The organism is Methylocystis sp., from assembly GCF_046349115.1.
GTDB lineage: Bacteria > Pseudomonadota > Alphaproteobacteria > Rhizobiales > Beijerinckiaceae > Methylocystis.
In genome coordinates, this window is sequence record NZ_JAXMCX010000001.1 from 234463 (window position 1) to 259905 (window position 25443).

Consider the following 25443-nt stretch of genomic DNA (forward strand, 5'->3'; position numbering starts at 1 on the left):
GGTCGATTTGTCTGCGGGGCTTGTCATTCCCGGCAGGCTGCAGGCCTGACCGGGAATCCAGAGCCAATCCAGGAATGCTGGGTTTGCTCTGGATTCCCGATCGCGCTTCGCGCGTCGGGAATGACACGCGCGCGACTGAGAGCGAACGAATGTTACGCCGCGCGCTGCGGCGCGACCGGCGGGCTCGCGAGCTGCGGCTCCCAGTAATTGCCCTTGTCGAACATGTGCCGCGCCTGCGCATATTGGAACATGATGCGCGCGGCGATGGTGATGGTCTCGGGCTTGCGCACCGCGGCGCCCCAGACCTTGTTCCACATGCGGCCTTCCGCCTCGCCCATCTTGCGCACGTCCATGCCGACCTGCATCGCCTGCTGCTCCACTTCGCGCAGCGTCTTGGGATCGAAGGGCTGCGGCGCCGGACCCTTGCGGTTGCGGCCGAAGGTCTTGATCATATGCAGCATGCGCTCGCCGAAAGCGGCCGGCGAATAAAGCGCGTTGCAGAGATTCTGCATGCCGTCATGCAGCTCCTCCATGCTCATCGTCTGGCATTGAATGTTGGAGCTCCACGGCACCGCCTGGGTCTCGACGCCGCCGGTGATCAGCCTTCCTTCACGCGAAATGCGGTCGAAGAGCGGCGTCGCTTCGGAGGCCATCAGCGCGCCGAGGCTGAAGATCGGGATCGGCGTCGCCATGGCGAAATCGTACTGCTGGGCGAAGACGTTCGGACCGTCGTGGTCGAAGCCGACGATCATGCCGCCCATCACCGACATGCCGTGATCGACGAGCTTCTGGATTTCGTCGACGAGGCTGATCTTCAAATTCTGCCGTTTGCCGGTCTCGCGCAGGCTTTCGATATTCGGCGTCTCGATCCCGACGAAGACCTGCGTCAGTCCCGCCGCGACGCACATGTCGAGCAGTTCCTCGTCGCGCGTCGCGTCGATTGAAATCTGGGTGACGAACTCCATCGGACGATCGCGCCGCCAATGCGCCATCGCCGCGAGCAGTTCCTTGCAATGGGCGCGATAGGCGGTGAAATTGTCGTCGGCCAGAAATGCCGTGCGATAGCCGGCGTTCCACAGCGCGTCGATCTCGGCGATGACATTGGCGATTGGCTTATGACGCTGCTTGCGGCCGAGATATTGAATCACGTCGCAGAATTCGCATTCGAACGGACAGCCGCGCGAGGTCTGCACGGCGCCGAGAATGGCGCGGTCGTTGCGGTAGAGGTCCCAGCGCGGCAGCGGCGAGGAGGCGAGCGACGGCTTGTCGCCGACATAGCTGTCCTTGGGCTTGCGGGCGCGAAGATCGGAGAAGAGATCGCCGGCGATTTCCTCGATCTCGCCGCTCACCAGCACGTCGCAATGATCGCGCAGCCGTCCCGGCGACAGGCTGGCGTAAGGCCCGCCGATGATGACCTTCTTGCCGCGGCGGCGGAACTCGTCGGCGATGGCGATCATCCGGCCGCGCTGGCTGACCTTGCCGGTGATCGCGATCCAGTCGGCCGGATGGTCGAAATTCACCGGCTCGATCTGCTCTTCGCAGAGTTCGAATTCGAAATCCTTGGGGGCGAGCGCGGCGACCGTCGCGGTGGCGAGGTCGGCCATCATCACGCCGCCCGGCGCGCCCGACGCGGCGAGCGCCTCGCCGCCGAAATAGGTTGGAAAATCGCCGGCAGGATTGATGAGATACATCGAAACGGTCATGAAAATCCCCTCAAGCGCTTCGTTCTGGCACGCTAATTGATCTGCGCCAGCACGACAAGATTCTTGTGATCATTCCGAACTAGGCGGTCCGGCCAGCGCGGCAAACAAAAAAGCGGCCGAGCCGGCCGCTTCTTCGCTTTTGCGTATGAGATGAAACGCTTAGAGATGGGCGACGACCGCCAGCCGGCGGATTTCGCCGTTCTTATAGGCGCGCAGGAAGGCCTGATAGTCGCGGAACGACACGCAGCCGTTCGAATCGCCGTTCGGTCCGAGCATATAAGTGTGGGCGAGCAGCCCGGCGCGGCCGAAAATCGCGCCTTCGCCGCCGACCGGGGTGAGACGCAGCGCCTGGACGCCGTGGAACAGCGCCTCGCGCGGCGACAGATCATAGACATGCGGCGGGGTCGCGCCGCGCATCCGCAAATGGACGAAGCGCGGATCGTCGAGATGTTCGCGCAGGCCGGAATGCGCCTCGAGCTTGGTGCCGTTCGGCAGGTAAACCGTATGCGCGGAAATGTCGTAGACGGCGGTGAAGCGGTCGTAGCGCGTCGCGGGTCCGACCGCGACGCCGGCGGCTGCGCCGGCCGCGCCGCCGAGGAGGCCGGATTTCAGGTCGGAGAGGGTGCCGCCGGTCTCGGTCGACGCATAGGCGAGCGCCTGTCCGCGCGGCCGCTGCTGCTGCTCCTGCCGGGCTTCCTGGGCGGCGTCGCCGAGGCCGAAGACTTTCTCGAAGATCGACCGCTCGTCGGAAGGCGAGGCCGGCACGACGGTGGTGCGGGCCATGCGGCGCAGCGAGCCCTCATAGAGGCCGCGGCCGGCGACGGAGAGTTCGGCGGGGCGGCGCGGCGGCGTCGGCGCGTCTTCAGCCGACGCAAGCTGCTCGGCGTCGCCGGCCGCCTCGGGGACAGCGGCGGAAGGCGTATGCGCGGCCGGCTGGACGCTGGCGTCGAGCCCGCCGCGCATCGTGGTGTCAGCCAGCGCGAGGCTCTGCGGCCGGCCGCCGAGGCCGACGATAGCGCCGTAAGGGTTTGGCGCCGCATATGAAACTCGGGATTTCTGCGCGGCGGGCGCGGCGGCGGTCTCGGTCGCCGGGGTCGTGCGCTGCGAGAGCGCCCAGAGGCCCGCCGACAGGCTCGCGGCGAATGCGACGCCGGCGATGGCCAGATGAGACGAGCTTTTGCGAGAATAAATACGCCGATCTAAAGAAGTGACATCGAATGGCGCACCGATTCCTTGCATCATCCGCCCCTACCTCCGAACTCAATATTCCGTCGCTTGGTTCTCGACTTCGCCGACATTTGCGCGAGAGTGCGTCAAAGTCCGGGGAAAGCCTGAACTGCGCGGAACGCCCGCACATATTCTCACCAGAACTAAACGGCCTTGCTTTGGCTGCTTTGGGGCGAATTCTTGTCGGAGTCGACGGTAAGCGCTAATAGTTAAAGCTTTGAAAATGCCAGCTTTCGGGAAGCCCGCCGCGCCGGCGCCGCAAAGTTTGCGCGGCTTCGCCGCCAAAAATTGACGCCGCGCGGCAGATCAATCCGGTTGATCGCGGTGGCTGGCGAGCGCTAGACGATGTCGGTCGCAAACCCTCTCCCCGCTGGCGGGGAGAGGGAAGGGTGAGGGGCTTGGGATTTTGACATGAATGCTGATCGCAGCAGAGAGTTTCTCGAGACGAATCTTTCGGCCAAAACCCCCGGCCCCTCACCCCAACCCTCTCCCCGCCAGCGGGGAGAGGGAGTGCAGGCAGCGATGCTCCCCGAACTCCCCCACCTCTCCCCGATCCGCTCGTTCCAGGGCCTCATTCTGACCCTGCAAAACTTCTGGGCGGCGCAGGGCTGCGTCATTTTGCAGCCCTATGACATGGAGATGGGGGCGGGGACTTTTCATCCGGCGACGACGCTGCGGGCGCTTGGCCCGAAGCCCTGGCGCGCCGCCTATGCGCAGCCCTGCCGGCGGCCCAAGGACGGGCGCTATGGCGAGAACCCCAATCGTCTGCAGCACTACTACCAGTTCCAGGTGATCCTCAAACCCTCGCCGCCCGATCTGCAGGAGTTCTATCTCGCCTCGCTTTCCGCGATTGGCGTTGACCCGAAGCTCCATGACATCCGCTTCGTCGAGGATGATTGGGAAAGCCCGACGCTCGGCGCCTGGGGGCTTGGCTGGGAATGCTGGTGCGACGGCATGGAAGTCTCGCAATTCACCTATTTCCAGCAGGTCGCGGGCTTCGAATGCGCGCCGGTCTCCGGCGAACTCACCTATGGGCTGGAGCGTCTCGCCTGCTATCTGCAGGGCGTCGACAGCATCATGGAGCTGAACTTCAACGGCCGCGACGGCGACGAAAAAGTCACTTACGCCGATGTTTTCCTGCAGGCCGAGCAGGAATATTCGCGCCACAACTTTGAGGCCGCCGACACCGGCAAGCTGTTCGAGGATTTCAAGGACGCCGAATCGGAATGCCAGCGGCTGCTCGAATTCGGCGCCGGCTCCGGCGACGAGATGCATCTCATGGCGCTGCCCGCCTATGACCAATGCATCAAGGCGAGCCACGCCTTCAATCTTCTCGACGCGCGCGGGGTGATCTCGGTCACCGAGCGCCAGAGCTACATTTTACGCGTGCGAGAGCTGGCGAAAGCCTGCGGCGCGGCCTGGCTGCGCACGGCCGGCGGCGGCGCCAACGGGTAATCCGCGGCGCCGCTTGCGAAAGTTTCGGGCGGCGCCCACCTCCTAAGAGGTAACTGCGTTCGTCATGCGCGTTGGCGCACATCTATCAAGATCATCGCCATGCATAAGTAAGCGCGAGACGGGCAACCGTCTTGCGCCGTTGGCGAGTAGCGGCGCGTCGCGCGCCTGTCCTGTCTTTTGCCAGGAACCCAAAAGATTTGGACGGGCGCGCGCATTCTTGACGGCGTGCCTGTTTCGTTCTAGTCATGTTCCGTGTTCGTCTTCTTAGCGGCGGATCGTGCCATGTATCAACCTCGTTACCCGTCTTTCAGCGTTTCTCCCCTGGCTATCAACGCTTCCGCGCCGCGCGGCGAGGCGCTTCAGTCGCTCGCCGACACGGATTCGCTGCGCGGCCGGTTCTTTTCCTGGCGCGGCGCATCGGGCCGGCGCTACGTCTGCTCGGTGTTTCAGTCGGGCGAAGAATCATTCATCGCCGATGTGACCAATGGCGTTGTCATCGGCGTCGCGCGGGAAGGCCTCGCGACTCGCCCGGTTTGCGTTTTCCTGGCGCAGGAGCGGGCGGCGGGCGACCGCCATGCGCTGCGCAAAATGGCGCGCGAACTCGGCGTCGCCGAATGGCATGTGCATTTTTGCGCCGACGCCGCGACGCTGCGCGATCTTTCCGCGTCGCTGCTCAACTGATCCCGCGGACCTGTCATACGACATCCGTTTGATCTGCTCGGATGTCATTCCCGACGCGCGCAACGCGCGCGATCGGGAATCCAGAGCAAAACCAGCGTTCTTGGATTGGCCCTGGATTCCCGGTCAGGCCTTCGGCCTGCCGGGAAAGACGCGGCCCCAGCGAACGGATCAACCGGAATCCGTATCAGTAGCGTAGGCGTTGCGTCGCGCGCGTTGATGCGCTTTCGTGCGTGAAGCGTCGCGTCAAAGCGGCGTCGGCTCGTCGCCGGCGCCGCCGGTCGGCCCCGTCCTGCATGAATCCTGATCGAGCCGGCGGACGATTTCGGCAAGCTCCGCGTCATGGATGTCGAGCCGCAGCAGATGTTCGTAGGTGTTGCGCACATAGGCGGGATTGTCGCCATTGAGTCCGACGCCTTCGGCGATCAGGCGAATCATTTCGTCCGGCGGCAGTCGCCCGGCATATTGGCAATGCGTCCGGTCGACGACATAGGCGAGGGCGTTGACCGAGCCGCCGTCGGCGAATTGCACGCCGAGGGTCTTTTCGAGATAGACCGAGGTGACGAGTTCGCGTTCGCGCAAATAGCGAATCGTCTTGTCGCGCTCGCGCGCCGCGATTTTGAAGGCGACGCCCTGGCAGGAGCCGCCGCGGTCGAGCCCCAGAACGAGGCCCGGCCGCTCCGGCGTGCCGCGATGCACATGCGAGAAAATGCACAGCGACCTATGATAGCCATGGACCCAGGCGAGCGCGCTGTCGATGAAGTCGAAGCCCGGCCGCCACATCAGCGACCCGTAGCCGAACACCCAGAAATCTTCGTCCCGCGGACTAGCTGAACCCATTCGTCTCCTCGAAGCCTCGCGATTTCGCGGCGTTTCACCCGATTTTCAAGCGACTCGCGTCTCGCCGCCTATTTTTTCCGCCGCATTTCTGCGATGCAATGAAAATTGTGATTCGAAGGCGTCCGGCTTTTGACAGGGCGACCGCCTATTGCGCGGCAGGATACGCCTTCCCACAACATATCGCGTCGGTTTTCTTGCTTTCCCCTGCAGTTTGTGGCGGTCTTCAAGGCAATGAAATTCGAGCGCCTGCGCCTTCTGGGCTTCAAAAGCTTCTGCGAACCGACCGATTTCCTAATCGAGCCGGGCCTGACCGGCGTCGTCGGGCCGAACGGCTGCGGCAAGTCGAATCTGGTCGAGGCCCTGCGCTGGGTGATGGGCGAAAACTCCTATAAAAACATGCGCGCGTCCGGCATGGACGACGTGATTTTCTCGGGCGGCGGCTCGCGCCCGGCGCGCAATCTTGCCGAAGTCGGGCTGGTCCTCGACAATTCCGCCCGCACCGCCCCGGCCGCCTTCAACGACGCCGATTCAATCGAGGTGACGCGGCGAATCGAGCGCGAGCAGGGCTCGACCTATCGCATCAACGGCCGCGAGGTGCGGGCTCGCGACGTGCAGATTCTCTTCGCCGACGCCGCTACCGGCGCGCGCTCGCCCTCGCTGGTGCGCCAGGGCCAGATCGGCGAGATCATTTCGGCGAAGCCCCAGGCGCGCCGCCGCATTCTCGAAGACGCCGCCGGCGTCGCCGGCCTGCATTCGCGCCGCCACGAGGCCGAGCTGCGCCTCAATGCGGCATCGGAAAATCTCACCCGCCTCGAAGACGTGCTGAAACAGGTCGAAAGCCAGGCCGATGGTTTGAAACGCCAGGCGCGCCAGGCGACGAAATATCGGGGCCTCGCGGCGCAAATCCGCAAGAATGAGGCGCTCGCCGCGCTCGTCGCCTATCAGCTTGCCGCGGAGCATCTGCAGGCCGCCGCCGAGAAGCTCGACGCGAGCCGCGCCAGCGTTCAGCAACGCACGCTGGAACAGGCGGAGGCCGCGAAGTTCCAGGCCGTCGCCGCGCATGAGCTGCCGCCGCTGCGCGAGAAGGAGGCCGAGGCCGGCGCGGCCCTGCATCGCCTCGTCGTGGCGCGTCAGGCGCTGGAGGCCGACGAGCAGCGCGCCAAGGAGCGAATCGCCGAGCTTCAGCGCCATATCGAACAATTCACCCGCGATCTCGAACGCGAGCGGGCGCTGATCCAGGACGCGGCCGAAGTGGCCGACCGGCTGGAGGAAGAGCGCGCCGAACTTCAGGGCGGCGATTCGCGCGACGCCGAACGCGAGGCCGAGGCCCAGGCGCGGCTTGCCGAAATCGAGACGGCGCTGGCGGCGACCGAGGCCGAACTGTCGAGCGCGCAGGAGCAGCTTGCCGGGGTCAACGCCAAGCGCGCCGCGCTCGAAGCCGCGCTGCGCGACGAGAATCAGCGCGTCGCCCGCTTCGAAGCGGAGCTGACCAAGATCGAGACCGAATTCGCGCTGATCGCCGGACAGGGCGGCGGCGCCGAGGAGGTCGAGCGCCTCGCCCAGGCGCTCGATGCGGCGGCGCAGGCCGTGCGCGGCGCGGAAGAAACGGCGCAAGCGGCCGAAGCCGCCTATCGCGAGGCGCGCGAGGCCGAGACCGCCGCGCGCGCCCCCCTGGAGCAGGCGGCGCTGCGCGCCCAGCGGCTCGAGACCGAGACCCGCACGCTCGAACATTTGCTGCAGACCGGGTCGGGCGGCCTCTGGGCGCCGGTGGTCGAGAGCATGACCGCCGAGAAGGGCTATGAGACCGCGCTCGGCGCGGCGCTCGGCGACGATCTCGACGCTTCCGGCGATGATTCGGCGCCGGCGCATTGGTCGCTGACGCCGGGCGAGGGCGATCCGGCGCTGCCGAACGGCGTGCGGGCGCTCGGCGAGCGCGTCGAGGCGCCGCCGGCGCTGCGGCGTCGTCTGGCGCAGATCGGCGTCGTGCTGCGCGCCGAGGGCGAAAGCCTGCGCAAGCTATTGAAGCCCGGGCAGCGGCTCGTCTCCAAGGAGGGCGATCTCTGGCGCTGGGACGGATTCACCCAGGCCGCCGAGGCGCCGACCGCCGCGGCGCGGCGCTTAGCCGAAAAGAACCGGCTCGCCGATCTTCGCGTCGAGGCCGCCGCGGCGCGCGAAACCGCCGATGCGCTCAAGGAAGAGCTGAACGCCGCGCGCGAGGCGGCGCGTCAGGCCGCCGAGGCTGACGCCGCGGCGCGCGACGCCCAGCGCCGCGCCCGCGCCCTCATGGAGGAGGCGCGCGAGCGCCATTCGACGGCGGAGCGGCGTCAGGCGCAGATCGCCCAGCGGCTCTCGGCGCTTCAGGAAGCCAAGGCCCAGACGCTCGCCAACCGCGACGAGGCGGCGCAAAAGCGCGCCGGCGTCACGCAGTCGCTCGACGAACTCGAAGAGCCGGCTTTCCTTGCCGGCGCTCTGGAGAATCTGCGCGGCCGCGCCATGGCTGAGCGGGCCCAGGCTGGCGAGGCGCGGGCGGCGCTGGCGTCGCTTCGCCATGAAAGGGCGGCGCGGGCCGCGCGGCTCTCGGCAATCGCGCGCGAAACCGCCTCATGGGCGCAGCGGCGCGACCGCGCCCAGGATCGCATCGGCGAACTCGAAGAGCGGCTGGCGACGGCGCAAGAGGAACATGTCCGCCTGAGCGACGCGCCCGACGCATTCATCGGCCAGCGCCGCGCGCTGATGAACGCGCTCGAAGAGGCCGAGGCTGCCCGCCGCGACGCCTCCGACGCGCGCGCTTCAGCCGAGACGCGTCTCGCCGAATCAGACCGCGCCGCCCGCGCCGCGCTTGAGGCGATGAGCGCCGCCCGCGAAGACATGGCGAGGAGCGAAGCGCAGCTGGAGGCCGCCCGTCAGCGCGTCGCCGATGTCGAGCACGGCATCGCGCATGATCTCGAATCGACGCCGCAGGCGCTCGCCGAACTCGCCGAGGTGAAGGACGGCGCCGATCTGCCGGACATCGCCGACATCGAACGCCGGCTCGAAAATCTGCGCGCCGATCGCGAAAGGCTCGGCGCGGTCAATCTGCGCGCCGAGGACGAACTCGCCGAGGTCGAGGCGCAGCGCGAGAAGATGATCGCCGAGCGCGACGATCTTTCCGAAGCGATCAAGAAATTGCGCGCCGCCATCGCCAGCCTCAACAAGGAAGGCCGCGAGCGCATGATCGCCGCCTTCGACAAGGTCAACGAGCATTTCAAGGAGCTGTTCACGCTGCTCTTCGACGGCGGCGCGGCGGAATTGCAGCTTGTCGAAAGCGACGATCCGCTGGAAGCGGGCCTCGACATTCTCGCCCGCCCGCCGGGCAAGAAGCCGACGACGATGACGTTGCTGTCGGGCGGCGAACAGGCGCTGACCGCGATGTCGCTCATTTTCGCGGTCTTCCTCACCAATCCGTCGCCGATCTGCGTGCTCGACGAGGTCGACGCGCCGCTCGACGATAGCAATGTCGAGCGCTTCTGCGATTTGCTCGACGAAATGCGCAAGAAGACCGACACGCGCTTCGTCACCATCACCCATAATCCGATCACCATGGCGCGCATGGACCGGCTGTTCGGCGTGACGCAGGCCGAGCGCGGCATCTCGCAACTCGTCTCCGTCGATCTGGAGCAGGCGGAAAAATTCGCGCTGGCGAGTTGAGTTTCGACGCCCGTCTTGATCTCGGCGCTCGGGCGCTTTTGCCGCCCTAATTGTTGCCGACGAGGACGCTTGCCCTCGTCGGGCGCATCGGCGGCAGGAGTGGGCGAAGCTTAAATGACCAGAAGCGAATTTTTTCTGCGCTCGGTGATTTTCGTCGCCATCGCTCTTACGCCGTTTCTCGTCTGGCTGCTCTTCAATGTCATCGTGCTGGCGACAGGCGCGGTGCTCGTCGCGACGCTGATGCATCTCGTCGCGACGCCCTTTCTCAAGCTCCGTCTGCCGCGCGGCGCGGCGCTGGCGCTGTCCGGGCTGCTGATCGCCTCGATCATCGGCGGAACCTTCTATCTCTTCGGCCGCACGATGGCGTCGGAGTTTCACGACGTGCTGCGCAGCGCCGAGGAAGCAGCGAATTCCATTTCGCTCGCGATCAGCCGGGCGGGACTCTCCGACTATCTGCCGAATTCCTTCGGCGAGAATATTTCGCTGTCGGGTCTGATCGGACGGTCGTTCACCGTCAGCGTCGAAGCGGTGCTGGGCGGGCTCGTCGCCTTCTTCGCCGGCGTCTTTCTGGCGAGCGAGCCCAGGCTCTATAGCGAAGGTTTCACGCTGCTGTTCGCGCCCCAGTGGCGCGATAAGGCGCGCGAAACGCTTGGCCATGTCTCGACCGCGCTGCGCCGCTGGCTGCTCGGTCAGATGATCGAAATGGTGACGGTCGGCGTCATGTCGGGCGTCGCGGTGTGGCTGATCGGCCTGCCGTCGCCCTTCGCGCTCGGCGCCATATCGGGTCTATCGGAATTCATCCCCTATATCGGACCGATTCTGGCGATCTTTCCGTCGGTCGCGGTGGCGGCGACGATCGGGCCCCTTACGATGCTGTGGACGATCCTCGCCTATCTCGCCATTCATCAGCTCGACGGCAATATGATCATGCCGCTCATCCAGCGGCAATTGGTGCGGGTGCCGCCGGCGCTGATGCTGATTTCGATCGCGACCTTCGGCACGCTGTTCGGGCTCGGCGCGACGATTTTCGCCGCGCCGCTGACGGTCGTGATCTATGTCGCGGTAATCAAGCTCTATCTGCGCGACACGCTCGGCGAGCGGACGCCGCTGCCGGGGGAGAAAGCGTAAACACCCTCCCCCTCAAGGGGAGGGTGGGCGCGCGTCGTCGCGCCGTAGCAATTGGACCGCAAGATTCGCTCATGGATTGGCGCGCGCCGGTGATCGACTATTGTGAGCGGCAGAGCTCGGCCTTCTGGGCGGAGCCGGCAAACGCCTTGAGCAATTTCGCCTTCGTCATCGCTGCCGCGAGTGCGTTCATTCTTTGGCGGCGGAGCCGCGCCGATTATCCCGCGCTCGCGCTGATCATCGTCACCGCGTCGGTCGGCGTCGGCAGCTTCATCTTCCATACGGTGGCGACGCGCGGCGCCATGCTGCTCGACGTGATCCCGATTGCGATTTTCATCTATGGCTATTTCCTGCTGGCGCTGCGCCGCTACTTCGGACTGACGCTGGCGCCGGCGACGGCGATCACCCTCGCCTTCGCCGCCGGCGCATCTTTCGCGGGTACGATCACGGCGCTGAACGGTTCGGTCGGCTATCTGCCGGCGCTTGCCGCATTGTCGATCTTCGCGGCGCTGCTCTGGCCGCGAAGCGGCAGTCGCGAGACAGCGCGCGCGCTCGCCGTCGCCGCGGCTCTCTTCGCGGTCTCGCTCTTCTTTCGAACCATCGATCGCGCCATCTGTCCGGCCATCCCGCTCGGCGCGCATGTTCTTTGGCATATGCTCAACGCCGGCGTGCTGTGGATTTTGCTGCGCGCGGCGATTCTCGCCGGGCCGCGTCGCGATCAGGCAAGCCCGATCCAGAAGGCGAAGGAGCCGACCGCGGCGTGAGAGGCGGTCAAGGGCCAGACGTTGCGCGTGTAAAGATAGGCTGAACTCCAGGCGACTCCCGCTAGAAAAGTGTTGGCGAGCAGGACGGGATCGCCATAGGCGGCGTGCATCAGCGAAAACACCGCCGACGAAAACAGGACGTAATGGCGTCCGCTCATCTGCATCCGGTCGGCGATCAGCTTGGGGATCGAGCGGCACACGATCTCCTGGCAGGGGCTCGACACCAGCGCATAAAAGGGCGCGAAGGCGATCCAATTCGGCGGCGCATGCGGATGGCTGAAAAACTGCGCCTCGACGACGATCGCCGCCAGCAGCAGGCAAGTGAGCGTGCCGCAGATCAGCCACGCGCGCCCGCCCCGAGGGGCGCCAAGCCCCAGTTCAGCGAAGGAATATCCGCCGAGCACGCAGGCGGCGACGCAAAGAAGGGAAACGACGAGCAGCGCTTCAAAGCGCAAATGAAAGGACAGCGCGCCGCCGGCGATCGCCAGACTCGGCGCGAGCAACAGGAGCGTGAAGGCGACGAGCGGCGCCAGAGATCGCGGGGTAAGCGTCATAAAAGCGTAACAATTTCGGGGCCGTCACAGTTCCGGTCCGCCGCGCCGGCAGGCCTGTAATTTGACGCGCTGCGGCGCCTCATCGGACAGCAGATGGTCGCAGGCTGAACAATGCATAATAAATACAGCTTGTTACTCTAACGAGCCTCGCCTTGACTAAATCAAGGCCCGCAAATATGTTGCGCCCGGCTCGAAAGGCTCGGCCGCAAGCCGAGAGTTTCGCGCCATCTCCCGAACGGTTCGACTTTCCCGTCGCGCGGCGTCGCGCCATCGTTAAATTTTGCGCATGGCGCAATAGGCGAGGCGAGAGGCCGATGAGCGACGAGAACGAAGAGGACGCGGAGCGCGCGGCGCTCAATGCGCGGCTCGAAAAGCTCAATGCGGCCTTGCGGAAGGTCGACGAAGAGCGAGCCGCAGAAGCGGCGCCGCCGGTCGAGCGCAAAGGTTTTACGCGCGCGATGCGCGTGGGACTCAACGCCTTCTCCGAATTCGTTGGGGCGGTGTTGGTCAGCGCGGTGATCGGCTGGCAGGCGGACAAGTGGCTCGGCACGACGCCATGGCTGCTGATCGTCATGCTGGGGCTGGGCGTCGCGGCGGGATTTTGGAACGTCTATCGCGTGGCGAAGCCGAAAGGGCCGGGCGAGGACTAGAACGAAAGGGCGCGGCGACGCGCCAAGCGGGGCCGGGCGGCGACGCCCGGAAAGAGCGATGAATCCGGAAGAAGCAGCCGCCAAGCCCAATCCCATCGAGCAATTCGAATTGCATCGGCTGTGGCCCTTCGAGATCCAGGGCATCGAGACGTCCTTCACCAACGCCTCGCTCTTCATGCTGATCGCCGCGCTCGGCGTCGTCGCGCTGATGGTTCTTGCGACTTCGAAGAAGGCGATCGTGCCGGGCCGCGTGCAGGCGTTGGCCGAAATGCTCTATGAATTCGTCGCCGGCATGGTGCGCCAGACCGCCGGGACCGAAGGGATGAAATTCTTCCCCTTCGTCTTCACGCTGTTCTCCTTCATTCTCATCGCCAATCTGATCGGGCTCGTTCCCTACACCTATTCGGTGACCAGTCAGATCGTGGTCACCTTCGCCTTCGCGATCGTGGTGATCTCGCTCGTGGTTCTTTACGGTCTCTATCGCCACGGTTTCGGCTTTCTCAATCTATTCGTGCCGCATGGCGTGCCGCTGCCGGTGCTGGTCGTGCTGGTGCCGATCGAGATCATCTCCTTCCTGTCGCGGCCGGTGTCGCTCTCCGTCCGTCTCTTCGCCAATATTCTCGCCGGCCACATCACGCTGGCGGTGTTCGGCGGCTTCGTGGTGATGCTGCTCGGCGCCGGCGTCTGGGCGGCGCTCGCGCCGATCCCGCTCCTTGCCATCGTCGCGCTCTATGCGCTCGAACTGCTTGTCGCCTGTCTGCAGGCCTTCGTCTTCAGCGTTCTCACATGCGTCTATCTGAACGACGCGATTCACCCGGGCCACTGATAAAAATCGAACAATAAACGTCGCCCCATCCAGCAGGAGTAAGATATGTCTGAAATGCAACTCGTCGGCGCCGGACTCGCGGCGATCGGCACCGGCGCGGCGGCGATCGGCGTCGGCATCATCTTCGGCAATTTCGTCAACGGCGCGCTGCGCAATCCGTCGGCGGCCGCCTCCCAGTTCACCAACGCCATCATCGGCGCGGCGCTCGCCGAAGGTCTGGGCATCTTCGCCTTTCTGATCGCGATCCTGCTGTTCCTGAAGGCGTGACGTTGCGCGCCCGGCCTTCGCGGCCGGGCGCTCGTTTTCATGCGCTTTAAGCGCCGCGCGGCCGCCGCGCGGTCAATGTTCTAAGGCTTGCATCATGTCCATGGCGATCATCTCTTCCGCTTTCGCCGCCGAGGGCGAGCAGGAAACGCATGAGTCGGTCGGCGCCGGCGAGGCGCATCACGAAGGCGCCTTTCCGCCCTTCCAGACCGAGAATTTCGCGCCGCAGATTTTCTGGCTCGTCATCATTTTCGGGCTGCTCTACGTGCTGATGTCGCGCATCGCGCTGCCGCGCGTCGGCGGCATTATCGAAAACCGCGGCGCGAAAATCGCCGGCGATCTCGGCGCGGCGCGAGAGATGCAGTCGAAGGCGCAGGCCGCCGCCGCCGCGAATGACGAGAATCTTCGCCGCCGCCGCGAGGAGGCGCAGGCCATCGGCCGCGACGCGCAAAACAAGATCGCCGCCGAGACCGCAAGGCAGCGCGCGATCGCCGAAACAGAAGCTGGCGAGAAAATCCGCGCCGCCGACGAGCGTATCGCCAGCGCGAAGACGACGGCGCTCGCCAATGTCGAGCAGATCGCCGTCGACGCCGCATCCGCGATCGTCGAAAAGCTCACCGGCGCGAAAGTCGACCAGGCCGCGCTCGCCAAGCATCACGCGACGCCGTCGAACTGAGGAGACGCCCCATGCATTTCGACGCGGAATTTTACGTCGCGGTCGGCTTCACGATCTTCCTGCTGGTGATGCTGTGGGTCGGCGCGCATTCGAAATTCGCGGCGCTGATCGACGCGCGCATCAACCGCATCAAGGGCGAACTTGCCGAGGCCGAACGGCTGCGCAATGAAGCGGAGACGCTCCTCGCCTCCTTCGAGCAGAAGCGCGCTGAGGCGGAAGCCGAGGCCAAGGCCATCGTCGCCCAGGCGAAGGAAGAGGCGGAAATGATCGCCGCCGAAGGCCGTCGCCGTCTCGATGAATTCATGCAGCGCAGCGTCAAGCAGGTCGAGCAGAAGATCGCTCAGGCGGAGGCGCAGGCCTCGGCCGAAGTGCGCGCCGCCGCGGCCGACGCCGCGGTCAAGATCGCCGAGCGCGCGATTGCGGGCGGCGTCGCCGCCGGCAAGGATTTCGTCGCCGACGGCATCAAGGAATTGAAGTCGCTCGCCCACTGATCGGGACTTCGGCGGATCCGTTCGCTGGGACCGCGCCATTCCCGGTAGGCCGAACGCCTGACCGGGAATCCTGCGCCAATCCAAAAAAAGTATGATTGATCGCGGCGGGCTATCCGCCGCGGCGCTTTTTCTCGCCGGCGGGTTTCTCCGCGCCCTGGGCGAAGCCGACGAGTATTTCGTAATCGTCCTGCGCGCGCGGACTCATCGCCGGCACGGTGAGCGGATCGGCGATCACCTGAAACTCGGCGCGCGTTCCGCCCTTTGGGATCGACGCGCTGACACGATAGATTTTCGAGGCGACGAGCGTGTCGTCTTTCTGTCGGCGAATCGCCACTCGAAGATTGGCGCCATAGACGCCGGGCTGGCCGGCCGCGCCGAGCACGGCGGAACCTTCGACGCCCACTCTGATCGTCAGTTGGCCGCCGTCGATGACGCATTGGCGGGCGGTTTCGCCGAGCGAGAGCTGGTAGCGCACATTGGCGCCGTCGGCGTCGGGCGGCGAACGCAGCATCGCCGCGCCGCTGTCGATGAACACTTCGGGACAATCGGGCGTCGCGCCGGCGGGCGGCGGTTCGCCTTCCTTCTGTTCGCCGCCGAAAATGCCAGGCACGCGAAGCTTGGGCAGTTCGAACGCCGCGACGGCCGCGGGCATCAGCGCGATTGACGTCGAAAGCGCGAAGGCAAGGCGCTCGCGCCGCGCGGTCTTCTTCGGCTTGGCCCTCGCGCCATTCGCCAAAATGTTACGGCAGCTTTGCGAATCCATCCTTGAATCCCTGCAGAGTCAACGGCAGGCCAATGCCTTCTTCCGGAACCTGATGGATGATGAAAGTGGCGATCTTGCCGCTTTTTAGCTGATCGATCAGTTTGTCGTCCATCGTTACATCCGCGACGCAGCCCGTTGGCAGGCATTTGACGAAGCCGGCGCGCCCGATGTCGGTCTGGTCAATCTTCAAGCCGAGCCCATTGGGCAGAAGCACGCCGAGCGGCGCGATGACGCGCAGCAATCGGCTTTTGCCGTCGCTCGTCTTGAGCACCTGGATGACGAGAAAAATCTGGGCGTTGTCCTCGGCGATCAGCCTTTGCGCCAGCGCGCATTGTTCGGCCGCGGCGCCCGGCGGCGTCTCGCAGCGCATTTCCCAGTCGCCGAATTTGGCTTTGACGGCGGCTTGCGCGGGATATGCGCCCGCGCCGAGGACGAACAAAATCGCCGCGCCTGCCGCCGCGACCCGATGTCGCATCAGGCGCCCAATTTTTGCAACGCGCGAGGGCTTCATTCTGTCTCCTGAAAGACGGCGCCGCGCCGGCTCCAATTCAGCATCGCAGGGAAAGCGGGCGGTCGCCGCGCGCCTTTGGCGCGACCTGTCGTTGCCTATCAAATGGACTTTAACTGTCAAGATCGCCGACGCCTCGCTGCATTGTTTGGCAAAGGCTTTGGCGCGACGATTTGTCTGTCAAATCCGACTTTGCAAGCAATTGCGCACAGCGGCGGTTTGTGATTGAACCGGCCGACTACCGAGCGGGGCGGGCTTTGGGCAGGCCTCGAACGGAAATCACAAAAAAGAACAACGACTGGCTGGCGAAGGGTTCCAAAGAAGGCGGCTTTGATGTTTCACGTCAATCGACAGATGCTGACGCGCGGCGCAGTGGCGGCCGCCGTGACGGTTCCCGCGATTTTGTGCGCCGGCGTCGCGCTCGCGCAAGTTGAGGGAAAGCCCGTTCCGGGCGGCCTCGGCCTTCCGAATATGGTCACGCCAGTCGGGCTGGGCACGCAGCAGCTCTACAACATGGTGCTGATGCCGATCATTTCGTTCATCGCGCTCTTCGTTTTGGGTCTGCTGGTATATGTCTGCTACCGCTTCAATGAGCAGGCGAACCCCGTTCCCTCGAAGCTGACGCATAATACGCCGCTTGAAATCATCTGGACGCTGATTCCGGTCTTGATCCTGCTGTTCATCTCGGTCCCGTCGCTGCGGCTGCTGGCGCAACAGGTTGAGGTGCCCGAGGCGTCGGTGACGATCAAAGTGACCGGGAACCAGTGGTATTGGTCATATAAATATCCCGAGGATCAGGGCGGCGGCTTCGGCTTCGATCAGATGCTGAAGCCCGAGTCCGAACTTCAGCCCGGCGAACTTCGCCTGCTGACGGTCGACAATGAAGCGCTCGTGCCGGTCAATGAGGTTATCGCCGTCCATGTCACGTCGAACGACGTTATCCATGCTTTCGGCGTTCCGTCCTTCGGCGTTCGAATGGATGCGATCCCCGGCCGTTTGAACCAGACATGGTTCAAGGTCGAGAAGGAAGGCGTCTATTACGGACAGTGCTACTTCATCTGCGGCAAGGACCACGCCTATATGCCGATCGTCATCCGCGCGGTCAGCCGCGAGAAATACAATGAGTGGCTCGCCGAATCGAAGCAGAAATACGCCGCCGCCGGCGCGCGCGTGCGGATCGCCGCCGACAGCCGCTGAACGGCCGCCGAAACGAGACGCAACGGAACACACTGGTCTTTCTAAGGAACATGACGATGGCGAGTTCGACGACGGCTGGAGCGCATGATCATCCGAGGGGATTGCGCCGCTTCCTCTTCTCCACCAACCACAAAGACATCGGCACGCTCTACATCATTGTCGGTTCGATCGGCGGCGTCATCGGCTTCCTCCTGTCGCTTGGCATGAGGCTCGAACTCGCTTTTCCGGGCGTGCAGATTTTCCCGGGACTCGCGGAACTCCTGCATGGCGCCGATCCGTCGATGGCGCTGGACGCGGGCAAAAATCTCTACAATGTGTTCATCACCGTCCACGGCGTGCTGATGATCTTCTTCATGGCCATGCCGATTTTGATCGGCGGCTTTGGCAATTGGTTCGTGCCGATCATGATCGGCGCGCCGGACATGGCCTTCCCGCGCCTCAACAACATTTCGTTCTGGCTTCTCGTCTCCTCGCTGGTTCTCGCCGTCATCTCGATGTTCGTCGAGGGCGCGCCGGGCATGAAGGGCTTTGGCGGCGGCTGGACATTCTATCCGCCGCTGTCGTCGAACACCGGTTCGCCCGGCCCGGCGATGGATTTCGTGATTCTCGCGCTGCATCTTGCCGGCGCGTCGTCGATCCTCGGCGCGATCAACTTCATCACCACGATTTTCAACATGCGCGCGCCCGGCATGACGCTGCACAAGATGCCGCTGTTCGTGTGGTCGATTCTGGTGACGGCCTTCCTGCTGCTGCTGGTGTTGCCGGTGCTCGCCGGCTGCGTGACGATGCTGCTCACCGACCGCAACTTTGGCACGATGTTCTATGACCCGGCGGGCGGCGGCGATCCGCTGCTGTTCCAGCACCTGCTGTGGTTCTTCGGCCATCCGGAAGTCTACATCGTCATCCTTCCGGGCTTCGGCATCATCAGCCAAGTGGTGTCGACCTTCTCGAAGAAGCCGGTGTTCGGTTATCTTGGCATGGCCTACGCCATGGTCTCGATCGGCGTGCTCGGCAGCATCGTGTGGGCGCACCACATGTATACGGTCGGCATGTCGCTCAACGCCCAGCGTTACTTCACTCTGGCGACGATGGTGATCGCAGTGCCGACCGGCATCAAGATTTTCTCCTGGATCGCGACGATGTGGGGCGGATCAATTTCCTTCCGCGCGCCGATGGTCTGGGCGATCGGCTTCATTTTCGTGTTCACGATGGGCGGCATCACCGGCGTCGTGCTCGCCAACGCCAGCGCCGACAAGCAGTTCCACGAAGGCTACTATGTCGTCGCGCACTTCCATTACACGCTGTCGCTCGGCGCGGTCTTCGCGCTCTATGCGGGGTTCTACTATTGGTTCCCCAAGATGTGCGGCTACATGTATTCGGAGAGTTTGGCCAAGGCGAATTTCTGGCTGCTGTTCATCGGCGTCAACGTCGTCTTCTTCCCGCAGCACTTTCTCGGTCTGGGCGGGATGCCGCGCCGCTACATCGACTATCCCGACGCTTATGCGTTGTGGAATCTGGTGTCGTCCTTCGGCATGATCTTCGTCACGCTTTCGCTGATCGTCTGGTTCTATGTGATCATCGACACCTTCTTGAAGAAGCGGGTGGCCGGCGCCAATCCCTGGGGCGTGGGCGCGACGACGCTGGAATGGACTCTGCCGTCTCCGCCGCCCTTCCATCAGTTTCAGGTGCTGCCGCGCATCAGCGGGCCGGGACGGTGACAAAACCAAACGCCGGCGCGAGGACACTCGCGCCGGGCATGCATGCCGGCGAGCGATGATGCGGGCGTCTGTGCCGGCGTCAGGTCTCAGCCGACAGGTTCTGAGTGAAACGCCATGAGCGACGCATCCTATCTGCATGAGGAACAGGCTCCGCGCATCTCGGTCGCGTCGCCTTCGGATTATTTCGCGCTTCTCAAGCCGCGCGTGATGTCGCTCGTGGTGTTTACGGCGCTTGCCGGACTGTTGCTCGCCCCGACGCCGCCGCATCCGCTGATCGGCTTCGCCTCGCTTCTCGCGATCGCCGTCGGCGCCGGCGCGTCCGGCGCGCTCAACATGTGGTATGACGCCGACATCGACGCGCTGATGACGCGCACCCGCAAGCGGCCGATCCCCGCCGGACGCCTCGATCCCGAATCGGCGCTCGCCTTCGGCCTGGTGCTCGCGACGCTGTCGATCTTCACCCTCGGCTATGTCGCGAACTGGTTCGCCGCGGCGCTGCTCGCCTTCACCATTCTCTTCTACGTCGTGATCTATACGATGTGGCTGAAGCGCTGGACGCCGATGAACATCGTCATCGGCGGCGCCGCCGGCGCGCTTCCGCCGATGGTCGGCTTCGCCGCGGCGACCGGCGAGATCAATCTTGCGAGCGTCGTGCTGTTTGCGATCATCTTCATCTGGACCCCTCCGCATTTCTGGTCGCTCGCCTTGCTGAAAAGCGAGGAATACGGCCGCGCCGGCGTGCCGATGCTGCCCAATGTCGCTGGCGAGGACCGCACCCGCCGCGAAATCCTGATCTACGCGCTGGCGCTCGCGCCGCTTGGCGTCGCGCCATGGCTGCTGGGCTTCGCTTCGCTCGCTTACGGGCTTGTCTCGATAGGCTGCGGGATTGCCCTCGTCGCTCTCGCGACCGCAGTTTTCAAACAGCGTGAAGGCGAAGCGGCCCGCCGGGCGGCGCGCCGGATGTTTCTGTTCTCGATCCTCTATCTCTTCGTGCTGTTCCTCGTGCTCGTCGTCGAGCAGACGGCGCATGTTTTCGCGCTGATCTGAGCGGCCAAGCGAATGGTGAAGAACATGACCGACGCAAGCGAAAAGATGAAGAGCCAGGGCGGCGCGTTCAGCGGCCCGGGGGTCGTTCTGACGGAAGAACAGGCGCGCAGCCGTCGTCAGCGCAATATCGCGATCGGCGCGACGATCGGTTTGCTCGCCGTGCTGTTTTACGCCGTGACCATTGTGAAATTCGGCGCGGCCATCATCAACCGGACGATCTAAAAGCCATGAACGCGCCGGCGCCTCATTCACGCCATCGTCCGCGACTGATCGCGGCGGCGCTGATCGTCGGCGCGACGGCGATGCTCGTTCTGTCTTTCGCATCGGTTCCGCTCTACAGGGCTTTCTGCGCGGCGACGGGCTTCGGCGGCACGCCGAAGATTGATGTCGCCGCGGCGCCAATCGCCCCCGGCGAACGCGTGCTGACCGTGCGTTTCGACGCCAATGTCGCGCGCGATCTGCCGTGGCGCTTCGAGCCGGAGGTCGCGAAAGTCTCGCTGCGCACCGGCGAAACCAAAACCGTCTATTACAAGGTCGCCAATCTTTCCGATCGCGAGACGAGCGGTCAGGCAGCCTATAATGTCGCGCCTGGCCAGGCCGGCGCCTTCTTCGTCAAAATCGCCTGTTTCTGCTTCGAGGAGAAGCGGCTCGGTCCGCATGAGGCCGAGGAATGGCCGGTGGTTTTCTATCTCGATCCGGCGCTCGAGCGCGAGGAGGGCATGCGCGGCGTTCGCGAGATCACGCTGTCCTATTCTTTCTTCGCCACTAAGGACTCCGCGCCTTCGAAGACGAGCGAGACGGCGGGCGCAAAGCCGAAAGGTTGACGCGCCGCGCAATTTGGCGCGCGGCGGACTTAAGGAGACTGGCCGGGATCGCCGGCCGATGGACAAGGAATAGCAAGATGGCGGACGGACACGCGAAACCCGAACACGACTATCATCTGGTCGATCCGAGTCCGTGGCCGATCGTGGGCGCGCTCGCCGCGCTGATCATGGCGATCGGCGCGGTCATGTGGCTCGCGCAGCACAAAGGCGCGCCGATCGGCGGCATGACGTTCGGCGGCATTGTGTTTTTCGTCGGCTTCGCCGGCGTGCTGCTGGTGATGTACGCCTGGTGGAGCGACATCATCCATGAAGCGAGCGTCGGCGGATTTCACTCGCCGGTGGTGCGGCTGCATCACCGCTACGGGATGATACTGTTCATCTTCTCGGAAGTGATGTTCTTCGTCGCCTGGTTCTGGGCGTTCTTCAATTCGGCGCTGTTTCCTGACGACGCGGTCCAGGTCATACGCACGGAACTGTTCCAGGGCGTCTGGCCGCCGAAGGGCGTCGAAGTCCTGAGCCCGTGGAAGCTGCCGCTGCTCAATACGATCATTCTGCTCAGCTCCGGCGCGACTTTGACCTGGGCCCATCACGGCCTTCTGGAAAACAACCGCGACACGCTGAAGAAGGGTCTGATCGCGACGATCGCGCTCGGTCTGCTGTTCACGACGATCCAGGCCTATGAATATATCCACGCGCCCTTCGCTTTCGCCTTCGATCCGGCGAAGCCCGCCGCGACCAATTACGGCTCGACCTTCTTTATGGCCACGGGCTTCCATGGCTTCCATGTGATCGTCGGCACCATTTTCCTGATCGTCTGCCTGCTGCGCGTGTTCAGGGGGGCCTTCACGCCGGATCAGCACCTCGGCTTCGAGTTCGCCGCCTGGTACTGGCACTTCGTCGACGTCGTCTGGCTGTTTCTGTTCGCCTGCATCTATGTGTGGGGGAACTGGGGCGGGGTCATGGAATAGGCGCCGCGCCGCCCAGTCCGAACTTAGGACGGTCACGGGCGCGCCCGTGACCGTTTTCGTTGGAGGCCTATTATGTCAGAAGAGCATGTCTATCCGCCGCCGTCGCTCTATCTCGACGGAATTCTCGGCAGATGTCCGCGCTGCAGCAAGGGACACATGATCAAAGGCCTGCTCGCGGTCGAACCGAAATGCGACGTCTGCGGGCTCGATTTCTCCTTCGCCGACGCTGGCGACGGCCCGGCGATTTTCGTCATGACCATCGTCGGCTTCATCGCCATCGCGGTGCTCTGGTATGTCGAGGTGACCTATCAGCCGCCCTATTGGGTGCATGCCGCCATCCTCGCGCCTCTGTCGGCCATACTTTGCCTTGCGCTGCTGCGGCCGATGAAAGGCCTGCTGATCGTTCTGCAATATTTCAACAAGGCCGAAGAAAGCCGCCACCAGTCGTGAACCCTGCGCGCGCGCTGCTGTGGCCGGCGATCGGCGCCGCGCTGCTTTTTGCGCTGCTGGTCAGTCTCGGCTTTTGGCAGGTGCGGCGGCTCGGCGAGAAAGAGGCGCTGATCGCGCGAATCGAACAGCGCGCGACGCAACCGCCGCGACCGATTCCGCCGCGGGAACGATGGGCGGCGCTTCCCGCCGAGGACTATGACTTCCTGCATGTAAGCGCCACCGGCCGCTTTGTCGGCGGCGGCGACGCGCTCATCTTCGCCGCGCCGCCGGAGGGCGCGAGCCGAGAGCCGGGCTATCTGCTGATGACGCCGTTCGAGTTGAGGGACGGGGGCGTCGTGCTCGTCGATCGCGGTTTTCTTCCGGCGTCGAAGGCCGGCGACGCCGCTTTGCGCGCGGCGCCTTCCGGCGAAACGACGCTGGTCGGCGTGTTGCGCGCGCCGGAGCGGCGCAACCTCTTCACGCCCGCCGATGAGCCGGCGAAGGGCCTGTTCTTCGCGCGCGATCCCGCGGCGGTCGCCGCAGCGCTCAAACTGACCGACGCCGCGCCTTTCGCGCTCGTGATCGACGCGGCGCCCACAACGGCGGCTGACTGGCCGCGTCCCGTCGGCGGCGTTCCGACGATCGTCAACAATCATTTCTCCTACGCCGTCACCTGGTTCGGACTGTCGCTCGCCCTGCTGGTGATTTTCGCGCTTTACGCCCGCGGCGTCCTGGCGCGAGCGGACGCGCCTTAGCCTCGGCCTTGCGGCGATGGCGAATATGCTATGAAAAGGCGCAGCGTGCCAAACGCCGCTTGATCCGCTCGCTGGGCTGTCATTCCCGACAGGCCGGAGGCCTGATCGGGAATCCAGAGCCCACCCAGGACCGCTGGCGGCGCTCTGGATTCCAGATCGCGCTTCGCGCGTCGGGAATGATCCCCCGAACGGTTCAAAAGGAAATCGCAAAGACTTGCGCGCCGCCAGCGGCGCGCCAGCCGCATCGATGGATCAAAGATTGCGCTATCTCTCAACGCGCGGCGAGGCCGCCCAGCTCGGTTTCGACGATGTTCTCATCGCCGGTCTTGCGACCGACGGCGGGCTCTATACGCCGCTCGCCTATCCGCGCGTGGCGCCGTCCGACATCGCCGCGCTCGCCGGACGACCCTACGCCGAAGCGACGGCGCGACTGATCGCGCCTTATCTCAGCGAGACCTTTTCGCCCGACATTCTGCGGGCGCAGACGGCGAGCGCCTATAGCGAATTCCGTCACAGCGCCATCGCGCCGCTAACGCAGATCGCCGACAATCTCTTCATTCTGGAACTTTTCCACGGGCCGACGCTCGCCTTCAAGGATCTGGCGATGCAGCTTCTCGGGCGCATGATGAATCATGTGCTCGAAAAGCGGAATCTTCGCGCCACCATTGTCGGCGCGACATCGGGCGACACCGGCGCCGCAGCGATCGAGGCGTTCAAGGGACTGGATCGGGTCGACGTCTTCATTCTGTTTCCGCATGGCCGCGTCTCCGACGTGCAGCGCAAGCAAATGACCACGGTCGCCGACCACAATGTTCATACGATCGCGCTGGAAGGTTCGTTCGACGACGCCCAGACGATTTTGAAGCGGCTGTTTCGCGACGCTGAATTTCGCACGCGCGTCGGATTGGCCGGCGTCAATTCGATCAACTGGGCGCGCGTCGTCGCGCAGACCGTTTATTACTTTACGAGCGCGGTCGCGCTCGGCGCGCCGCATCGGCATATTTCCTTCGCCGTGCCGACAGGCAATTTCGGCGACGTGCTCGCCGGCTATGTCGCCAAGCGCATGGGTCTTCCCGTCGAAAGATTGCATGTCGCCACCAACGCCAACGACATTTTGGCGCGCGCGCTTGAAAGCGGACGTTACGAGCCGCGCGGCGTGACGCCGACTCAGTCGCCGTCGATGGACATTCAGCTTTCGTCTAATTTCGAACGCTTATTGTTCGATGCGACCGGACGCGACTCCGCCGCTGTCCGCGCCGCATTCGCTTCGCTCGATCAATCGGGAGCCTTCGACATTCCGGCTGAATCGCTTGCCGCCATCCGCGCTGAATTCGACGCGCAATCCGTCGGCGAAACCGAGACGACGGACGAGATTCGCCGCACCTGGCGCGAGACCGGCTATGTGCTCGATCCGCATACGGCGACCGGCGTCAGCGTGGCGCGCGCACGGCTCGCGAAGAACCCAGCGACGCCCGTCGTCGCGCTGTCGACCGCGCATCCGGCAAAGTTTCCGGACGCCATCGAACGCGCGATCGGGCTGCGCCCGCAGCCGCCCGAAAATATTGCGACGCGTCTTGACGCGCCAGAGCGATTCACGATTCTTGAAAATGACGGCGCGCGAGTCGCGGAATTCATCTCCGAGCGCGCGCGCGCGGCGAAGAACTGACAAGTTCTGGCAAGGAGCACGATGGCGATCTTCAGCGTAATCGGACGCCGCGACCTGCCGATCAAAGGCGAGGGCCTTTATCTGCGCGCGTCGGAAATGCGCGATTACGTCGAATGGGCCGAGCTGCGCGAGAAGAGCCGCTCCTTTCTCACGCCCTGGGAGCCGCTCTGGCCGATCGACGATTTGACGCGGGCGAGCTTTCGCTATCGCGTCCGCCGCCACGCCGAGGAAATGGCGCGCGACGAAGCCTATTCATTTTTCATCTTTCGCGACGAGGACGATGCGTTGATGGGCGGCCTCTCCTTCGGACATGTACGGCGCGGCGTGTCGCAGGCGGCGACGCTCGGCTATTGGATGGGCGAGCCCTATGCGGGCAAGGGCCATATGACTCGCGCGGTTCGCGCCGCCTGCGCCTATGCCTTCGAGAAGCGCGGCTTCCATCGCATCGAGGCGGCGTGTCTGCCGACCAATGAACCTTCAAAGCGGTTGCTGGAGCGCGTCGGCTTCAAACAGGAGGGCTATGCGCGCTCCTATCTCAACATCAACGGTCAGTGGCGCGACCATTTGCTGTATGCGCTGCTTGAGACCGATCCGCAGCCGATCAATCCGCCATCGGCGGCGGCTTGAT

The 25443-nt window shown here is 64.4% G+C and carries 26 protein-coding genes; 20 read left to right on the forward strand and 6 right to left on the reverse strand.

Annotated features, from left to right (window positions below; translation table 11 throughout):
* Positions 1–152 precede the first annotated feature (152 nt).
* Positions 153–1703, reverse strand: coding sequence for a radical SAM protein (locus U1E20_RS01100; protein ID WP_409978738.1), 1551 nt, complete (start codon positions 1701–1703; stop codon positions 153–155).
* Between the two features lie 159 nt (positions 1704–1862).
* Positions 1863–2945: a DUF2778 domain-containing protein gene (locus U1E20_RS01105; protein ID WP_409978739.1), complete on the reverse strand. Its 1083-nt coding sequence runs from the start codon at positions 2943–2945 to the stop codon at positions 1863–1865.
* Positions 2946–3452: 507 nt separating this feature from the next.
* On the opposite strand from U1E20_RS01105, the gene U1E20_RS01110 reads away from it, so the two are divergent.
* Together U1E20_RS01110 and U1E20_RS01115 are read left to right on the forward strand one after the other, a co-directional pair.
* Positions 3453–4385: a glycine--tRNA ligase subunit alpha gene (locus U1E20_RS01110; RefSeq protein ID WP_409979620.1), complete on the forward strand. Its 933-nt coding sequence runs from the start codon at positions 3453–3455 to the stop codon at positions 4383–4385.
* 282 nt (positions 4386–4667) lie between these two features.
* On the forward strand, positions 4668–5066 hold the full coding sequence (locus U1E20_RS01115) for a hypothetical protein (RefSeq protein ID WP_409978740.1): 399 nt from the start codon (positions 4668–4670) through the stop codon (positions 5064–5066).
* Between the two features lie 243 nt (positions 5067–5309).
* Here the strand turns inward: U1E20_RS01115 and U1E20_RS01120 are convergent, their stop codons facing one another.
* Positions 5310–5903, reverse strand: coding sequence for a gamma-glutamylcyclotransferase (locus U1E20_RS01120; RefSeq protein WP_409978741.1), 594 nt, complete (start codon positions 5901–5903; stop codon positions 5310–5312).
* A gap of 231 nt (positions 5904–6134) precedes the next feature.
* Between U1E20_RS01120 and U1E20_RS01125 the strand changes: the two genes are divergently transcribed.
* The 3 genes from U1E20_RS01125 to U1E20_RS01135 all read left to right on the forward strand — a co-directional run bounded on the left by U1E20_RS01125 (position 6135) and on the right by U1E20_RS01135 (position 11479).
* The gene (locus U1E20_RS01125) at positions 6135–9590 is read left to right on the forward strand and encodes a chromosome segregation SMC family protein (RefSeq protein ID WP_409978742.1); all 3456 of its coding nucleotides are present in this window, start codon (positions 6135–6137) and stop codon (positions 9588–9590) included.
* A 114-nt stretch (positions 9591–9704) separates the two neighbouring features.
* Positions 9705–10718, forward strand: coding sequence for an AI-2E family transporter (locus tag U1E20_RS01130; protein WP_409978743.1), 1014 nt, complete (start codon positions 9705–9707; stop codon positions 10716–10718).
* Between the two features lie 71 nt (positions 10719–10789).
* Complete coding sequence (locus U1E20_RS01135) at positions 10790–11479, forward strand: ceramidase domain-containing protein (protein WP_409978744.1); 690 nt, start codon at positions 10790–10792, stop codon at positions 11477–11479.
* Here U1E20_RS01135 and U1E20_RS01140 read toward each other — a convergent pair.
* Complete coding sequence (locus tag U1E20_RS01140; protein WP_409978745.1) at positions 11434–12033, reverse strand: CPBP family intramembrane glutamic endopeptidase; 600 nt, start codon at positions 12031–12033, stop codon at positions 11434–11436. The two genes, U1E20_RS01135 and U1E20_RS01140, sit on opposite strands and share 46 nt — an antisense overlap.
* 314 nt (positions 12034–12347) lie before the next feature.
* On the opposite strand from U1E20_RS01140, the gene U1E20_RS01145 reads away from it, so the two are divergent.
* From U1E20_RS01145 to U1E20_RS01165, 5 genes are all read left to right on the forward strand, one after another.
* Positions 12348–12683, forward strand: coding sequence for an AtpZ/AtpI family protein (locus U1E20_RS01145; RefSeq protein ID WP_409978746.1), 336 nt, complete (start codon positions 12348–12350; stop codon positions 12681–12683).
* Positions 12684–12741: 58 nt separating this feature from the next.
* Entirely contained in the window at positions 12742–13509 is a 768-nt protein-coding gene (locus U1E20_RS01150) for a F0F1 ATP synthase subunit A (protein WP_409978747.1), read from the forward strand.
* A 45-nt stretch (positions 13510–13554) separates the two neighbouring features.
* A complete protein-coding gene (locus U1E20_RS01155) occupies positions 13555–13776 on the forward strand; it encodes a F0F1 ATP synthase subunit C (protein WP_409978748.1) in 222 nt (73 codons plus the stop codon).
* Between the two features lie 94 nt (positions 13777–13870).
* Positions 13871–14449 (forward strand): ATPase, encoded by a 579-nt coding sequence (locus U1E20_RS01160; RefSeq protein WP_409978749.1) that lies wholly within the window; start codon positions 13871–13873, stop codon positions 14447–14449.
* Between the two features lie 11 nt (positions 14450–14460).
* The gene (locus U1E20_RS01165) at positions 14461–14940 is read left to right on the forward strand and encodes an ATP F0F1 synthase subunit B (protein WP_409978750.1); all 480 of its coding nucleotides are present in this window, start codon (positions 14461–14463) and stop codon (positions 14938–14940) included.
* A gap of 109 nt (positions 14941–15049) precedes the next feature.
* On the opposite strand, the gene U1E20_RS01170 is transcribed toward U1E20_RS01165, so the two are convergent.
* Positions 15050–15703 (reverse strand): hypothetical protein, encoded by a 654-nt coding sequence (locus U1E20_RS01170; RefSeq protein ID WP_409978751.1) that lies wholly within the window; start codon positions 15701–15703, stop codon positions 15050–15052.
* On the reverse strand, positions 15681–16214 hold the full coding sequence (locus U1E20_RS01175; protein ID WP_409978752.1) for an invasion associated locus B family protein: 534 nt from the start codon (positions 16212–16214) through the stop codon (positions 15681–15683). Before U1E20_RS01175 ends, U1E20_RS01170 begins: the two co-directional genes overlap by 23 nt.
* A 330-nt stretch (positions 16215–16544) precedes the next feature.
* Here U1E20_RS01175 and coxB point away from each other — a divergent pair, with 330 nt between their 5' ends.
* The 10 genes from coxB to U1E20_RS01225 all read left to right on the forward strand — a co-directional run bounded on the left by coxB (position 16545) and on the right by U1E20_RS01225 (position 25442).
* Positions 16545–17408, forward strand: a complete 864-nt coding sequence (coxB, locus tag U1E20_RS01180) for a cytochrome c oxidase subunit II (protein WP_409978753.1) — start codon at positions 16545–16547, stop codon at positions 17406–17408.
* Between the two features lie 56 nt (positions 17409–17464).
* A complete protein-coding gene (gene ctaD, locus U1E20_RS01185) occupies positions 17465–19126 on the forward strand; it encodes a cytochrome c oxidase subunit I (protein WP_409978754.1) in 1662 nt (553 codons plus the stop codon).
* Positions 19127–19240: 114 nt separating this feature from the next.
* Complete coding sequence (locus U1E20_RS01190) at positions 19241–20173, forward strand: heme o synthase (protein ID WP_409978755.1); 933 nt, start codon at positions 19241–19243, stop codon at positions 20171–20173.
* A 24-nt stretch (positions 20174–20197) separates the two neighbouring features.
* Positions 20198–20395 carry a CoxF gene (locus tag U1E20_RS01195; RefSeq protein ID WP_409978756.1) on the forward strand — a complete coding sequence of 66 codons (198 nt, stop codon included), beginning with the start codon at positions 20198–20200 and terminating at the stop codon, positions 20393–20395.
* Between the two features lie 5 nt (positions 20396–20400).
* Positions 20401–20997: a cytochrome c oxidase assembly protein gene (locus tag U1E20_RS01200; protein ID WP_409978757.1), complete on the forward strand. Its 597-nt coding sequence runs from the start codon at positions 20401–20403 to the stop codon at positions 20995–20997.
* A gap of 77 nt (positions 20998–21074) precedes the next feature.
* Entirely contained in the window at positions 21075–21965 is an 891-nt protein-coding gene (locus tag U1E20_RS01205) for a cytochrome c oxidase subunit 3 (protein WP_409978758.1), read from the forward strand.
* A 72-nt stretch (positions 21966–22037) separates the two neighbouring features.
* Positions 22038–22415, forward strand: a complete 378-nt coding sequence (locus U1E20_RS01210; protein WP_409978759.1) for a DUF983 domain-containing protein — start codon at positions 22038–22040, stop codon at positions 22413–22415.
* Entirely contained in the window at positions 22412–23149 is a 738-nt protein-coding gene (locus U1E20_RS01215) for an SURF1 family protein (protein WP_409978760.1), read from the forward strand. Before U1E20_RS01210 ends, U1E20_RS01215 begins: the two co-directional genes overlap by 4 nt.
* Before the next feature lie 259 nt (positions 23150–23408).
* Positions 23409–24815: a threonine synthase gene (gene thrC, locus U1E20_RS01220; RefSeq protein WP_409978761.1), complete on the forward strand. Its 1407-nt coding sequence runs from the start codon at positions 23409–23411 to the stop codon at positions 24813–24815.
* Between the two features lie 21 nt (positions 24816–24836).
* Positions 24837–25442, forward strand: a complete 606-nt coding sequence (locus U1E20_RS01225; RefSeq protein WP_409978762.1) for a GNAT family N-acetyltransferase — start codon at positions 24837–24839, stop codon at positions 25440–25442.
* The last annotated feature ends 1 nt before the right edge of the window (position 25443 follow it).

What these genes read in the sequence shown, in the direction of transcription:
- U1E20_RS01100 (WP_409978738.1), bottom strand. Translation starts at nt 1,703, where the DNA reads ATGACCGTTTCGATGTATCTCATCAATCCTGCCGGCGATTTTCCAACC.
- U1E20_RS01210 (WP_409978759.1), top strand. Translation starts at nt 22,038, where the DNA reads ATGTCAGAAGAGCATGTCTATCCGCCGCCGTCGCTCTATCTCGACGGA.
- U1E20_RS01115 (WP_409978740.1), top strand. Translation starts at nt 4,668, where the DNA reads ATGTATCAACCTCGTTACCCGTCTTTCAGCGTTTCTCCCCTGGCTATC.
- U1E20_RS01155 (WP_409978748.1), top strand. Translation starts at nt 13,555, where the DNA reads ATGTCTGAAATGCAACTCGTCGGCGCCGGACTCGCGGCGATCGGCACC.
- U1E20_RS01140 (WP_409978745.1), bottom strand. Translation starts at nt 12,033, where the DNA reads ATGACGCTTACCCCGCGATCTCTGGCGCCGCTCGTCGCCTTCACGCTC.
- U1E20_RS01105 (WP_409978739.1), bottom strand. Translation starts at nt 2,945, where the DNA reads ATGATGCAAGGAATCGGTGCGCCATTCGATGTCACTTCTTTAGATCGG.
- U1E20_RS01160 (WP_409978749.1), top strand. Translation starts at nt 13,871, where the DNA reads ATGTCCATGGCGATCATCTCTTCCGCTTTCGCCGCCGAGGGCGAGCAG.
- U1E20_RS01190 (WP_409978755.1), top strand. Translation starts at nt 19,241, where the DNA reads ATGAGCGACGCATCCTATCTGCATGAGGAACAGGCTCCGCGCATCTCG.
- U1E20_RS01175 (WP_409978752.1), bottom strand. Translation starts at nt 16,214, where the DNA reads ATGAAGCCCTCGCGCGTTGCAAAAATTGGGCGCCTGATGCGACATCGG.
- U1E20_RS01110 (WP_409979620.1), top strand. Translation starts at nt 3,453, where the DNA reads ATGCTCCCCGAACTCCCCCACCTCTCCCCGATCCGCTCGTTCCAGGGC.
- U1E20_RS01165 (WP_409978750.1), top strand. Translation starts at nt 14,461, where the DNA reads ATGCATTTCGACGCGGAATTTTACGTCGCGGTCGGCTTCACGATCTTC.
- U1E20_RS01225 (WP_409978762.1), top strand. Translation starts at nt 24,837, where the DNA reads ATGGCGATCTTCAGCGTAATCGGACGCCGCGACCTGCCGATCAAAGGC.
- U1E20_RS01195 (WP_409978756.1), top strand. Translation starts at nt 20,198, where the DNA reads ATGACCGACGCAAGCGAAAAGATGAAGAGCCAGGGCGGCGCGTTCAGC.
- U1E20_RS01130 (WP_409978743.1), top strand. Translation starts at nt 9,705, where the DNA reads ATGACCAGAAGCGAATTTTTTCTGCGCTCGGTGATTTTCGTCGCCATC.
- U1E20_RS01200 (WP_409978757.1), top strand. Translation starts at nt 20,401, where the DNA reads ATGAACGCGCCGGCGCCTCATTCACGCCATCGTCCGCGACTGATCGCG.
- U1E20_RS01150 (WP_409978747.1), top strand. Translation starts at nt 12,742, where the DNA reads ATGAATCCGGAAGAAGCAGCCGCCAAGCCCAATCCCATCGAGCAATTC.
- U1E20_RS01205 (WP_409978758.1), top strand. Translation starts at nt 21,075, where the DNA reads ATGGCGGACGGACACGCGAAACCCGAACACGACTATCATCTGGTCGAT.
- U1E20_RS01135 (WP_409978744.1), top strand. Translation starts at nt 10,790, where the DNA reads ATGGATTGGCGCGCGCCGGTGATCGACTATTGTGAGCGGCAGAGCTCG.
- ctaD (WP_409978754.1), top strand. Translation starts at nt 17,465, where the DNA reads ATGGCGAGTTCGACGACGGCTGGAGCGCATGATCATCCGAGGGGATTG.
- U1E20_RS01170 (WP_409978751.1), bottom strand. Translation starts at nt 15,703, where the DNA reads ATGGATTCGCAAAGCTGCCGTAACATTTTGGCGAATGGCGCGAGGGCC.
- coxB (WP_409978753.1), top strand. Translation starts at nt 16,545, where the DNA reads ATGTTTCACGTCAATCGACAGATGCTGACGCGCGGCGCAGTGGCGGCC.
- U1E20_RS01125 (WP_409978742.1), top strand. Translation starts at nt 6,135, where the DNA reads ATGAAATTCGAGCGCCTGCGCCTTCTGGGCTTCAAAAGCTTCTGCGAA.
- U1E20_RS01145 (WP_409978746.1), top strand. Translation starts at nt 12,348, where the DNA reads ATGAGCGACGAGAACGAAGAGGACGCGGAGCGCGCGGCGCTCAATGCG.
- U1E20_RS01120 (WP_409978741.1), bottom strand. Translation starts at nt 5,903, where the DNA reads ATGGGTTCAGCTAGTCCGCGGGACGAAGATTTCTGGGTGTTCGGCTAC.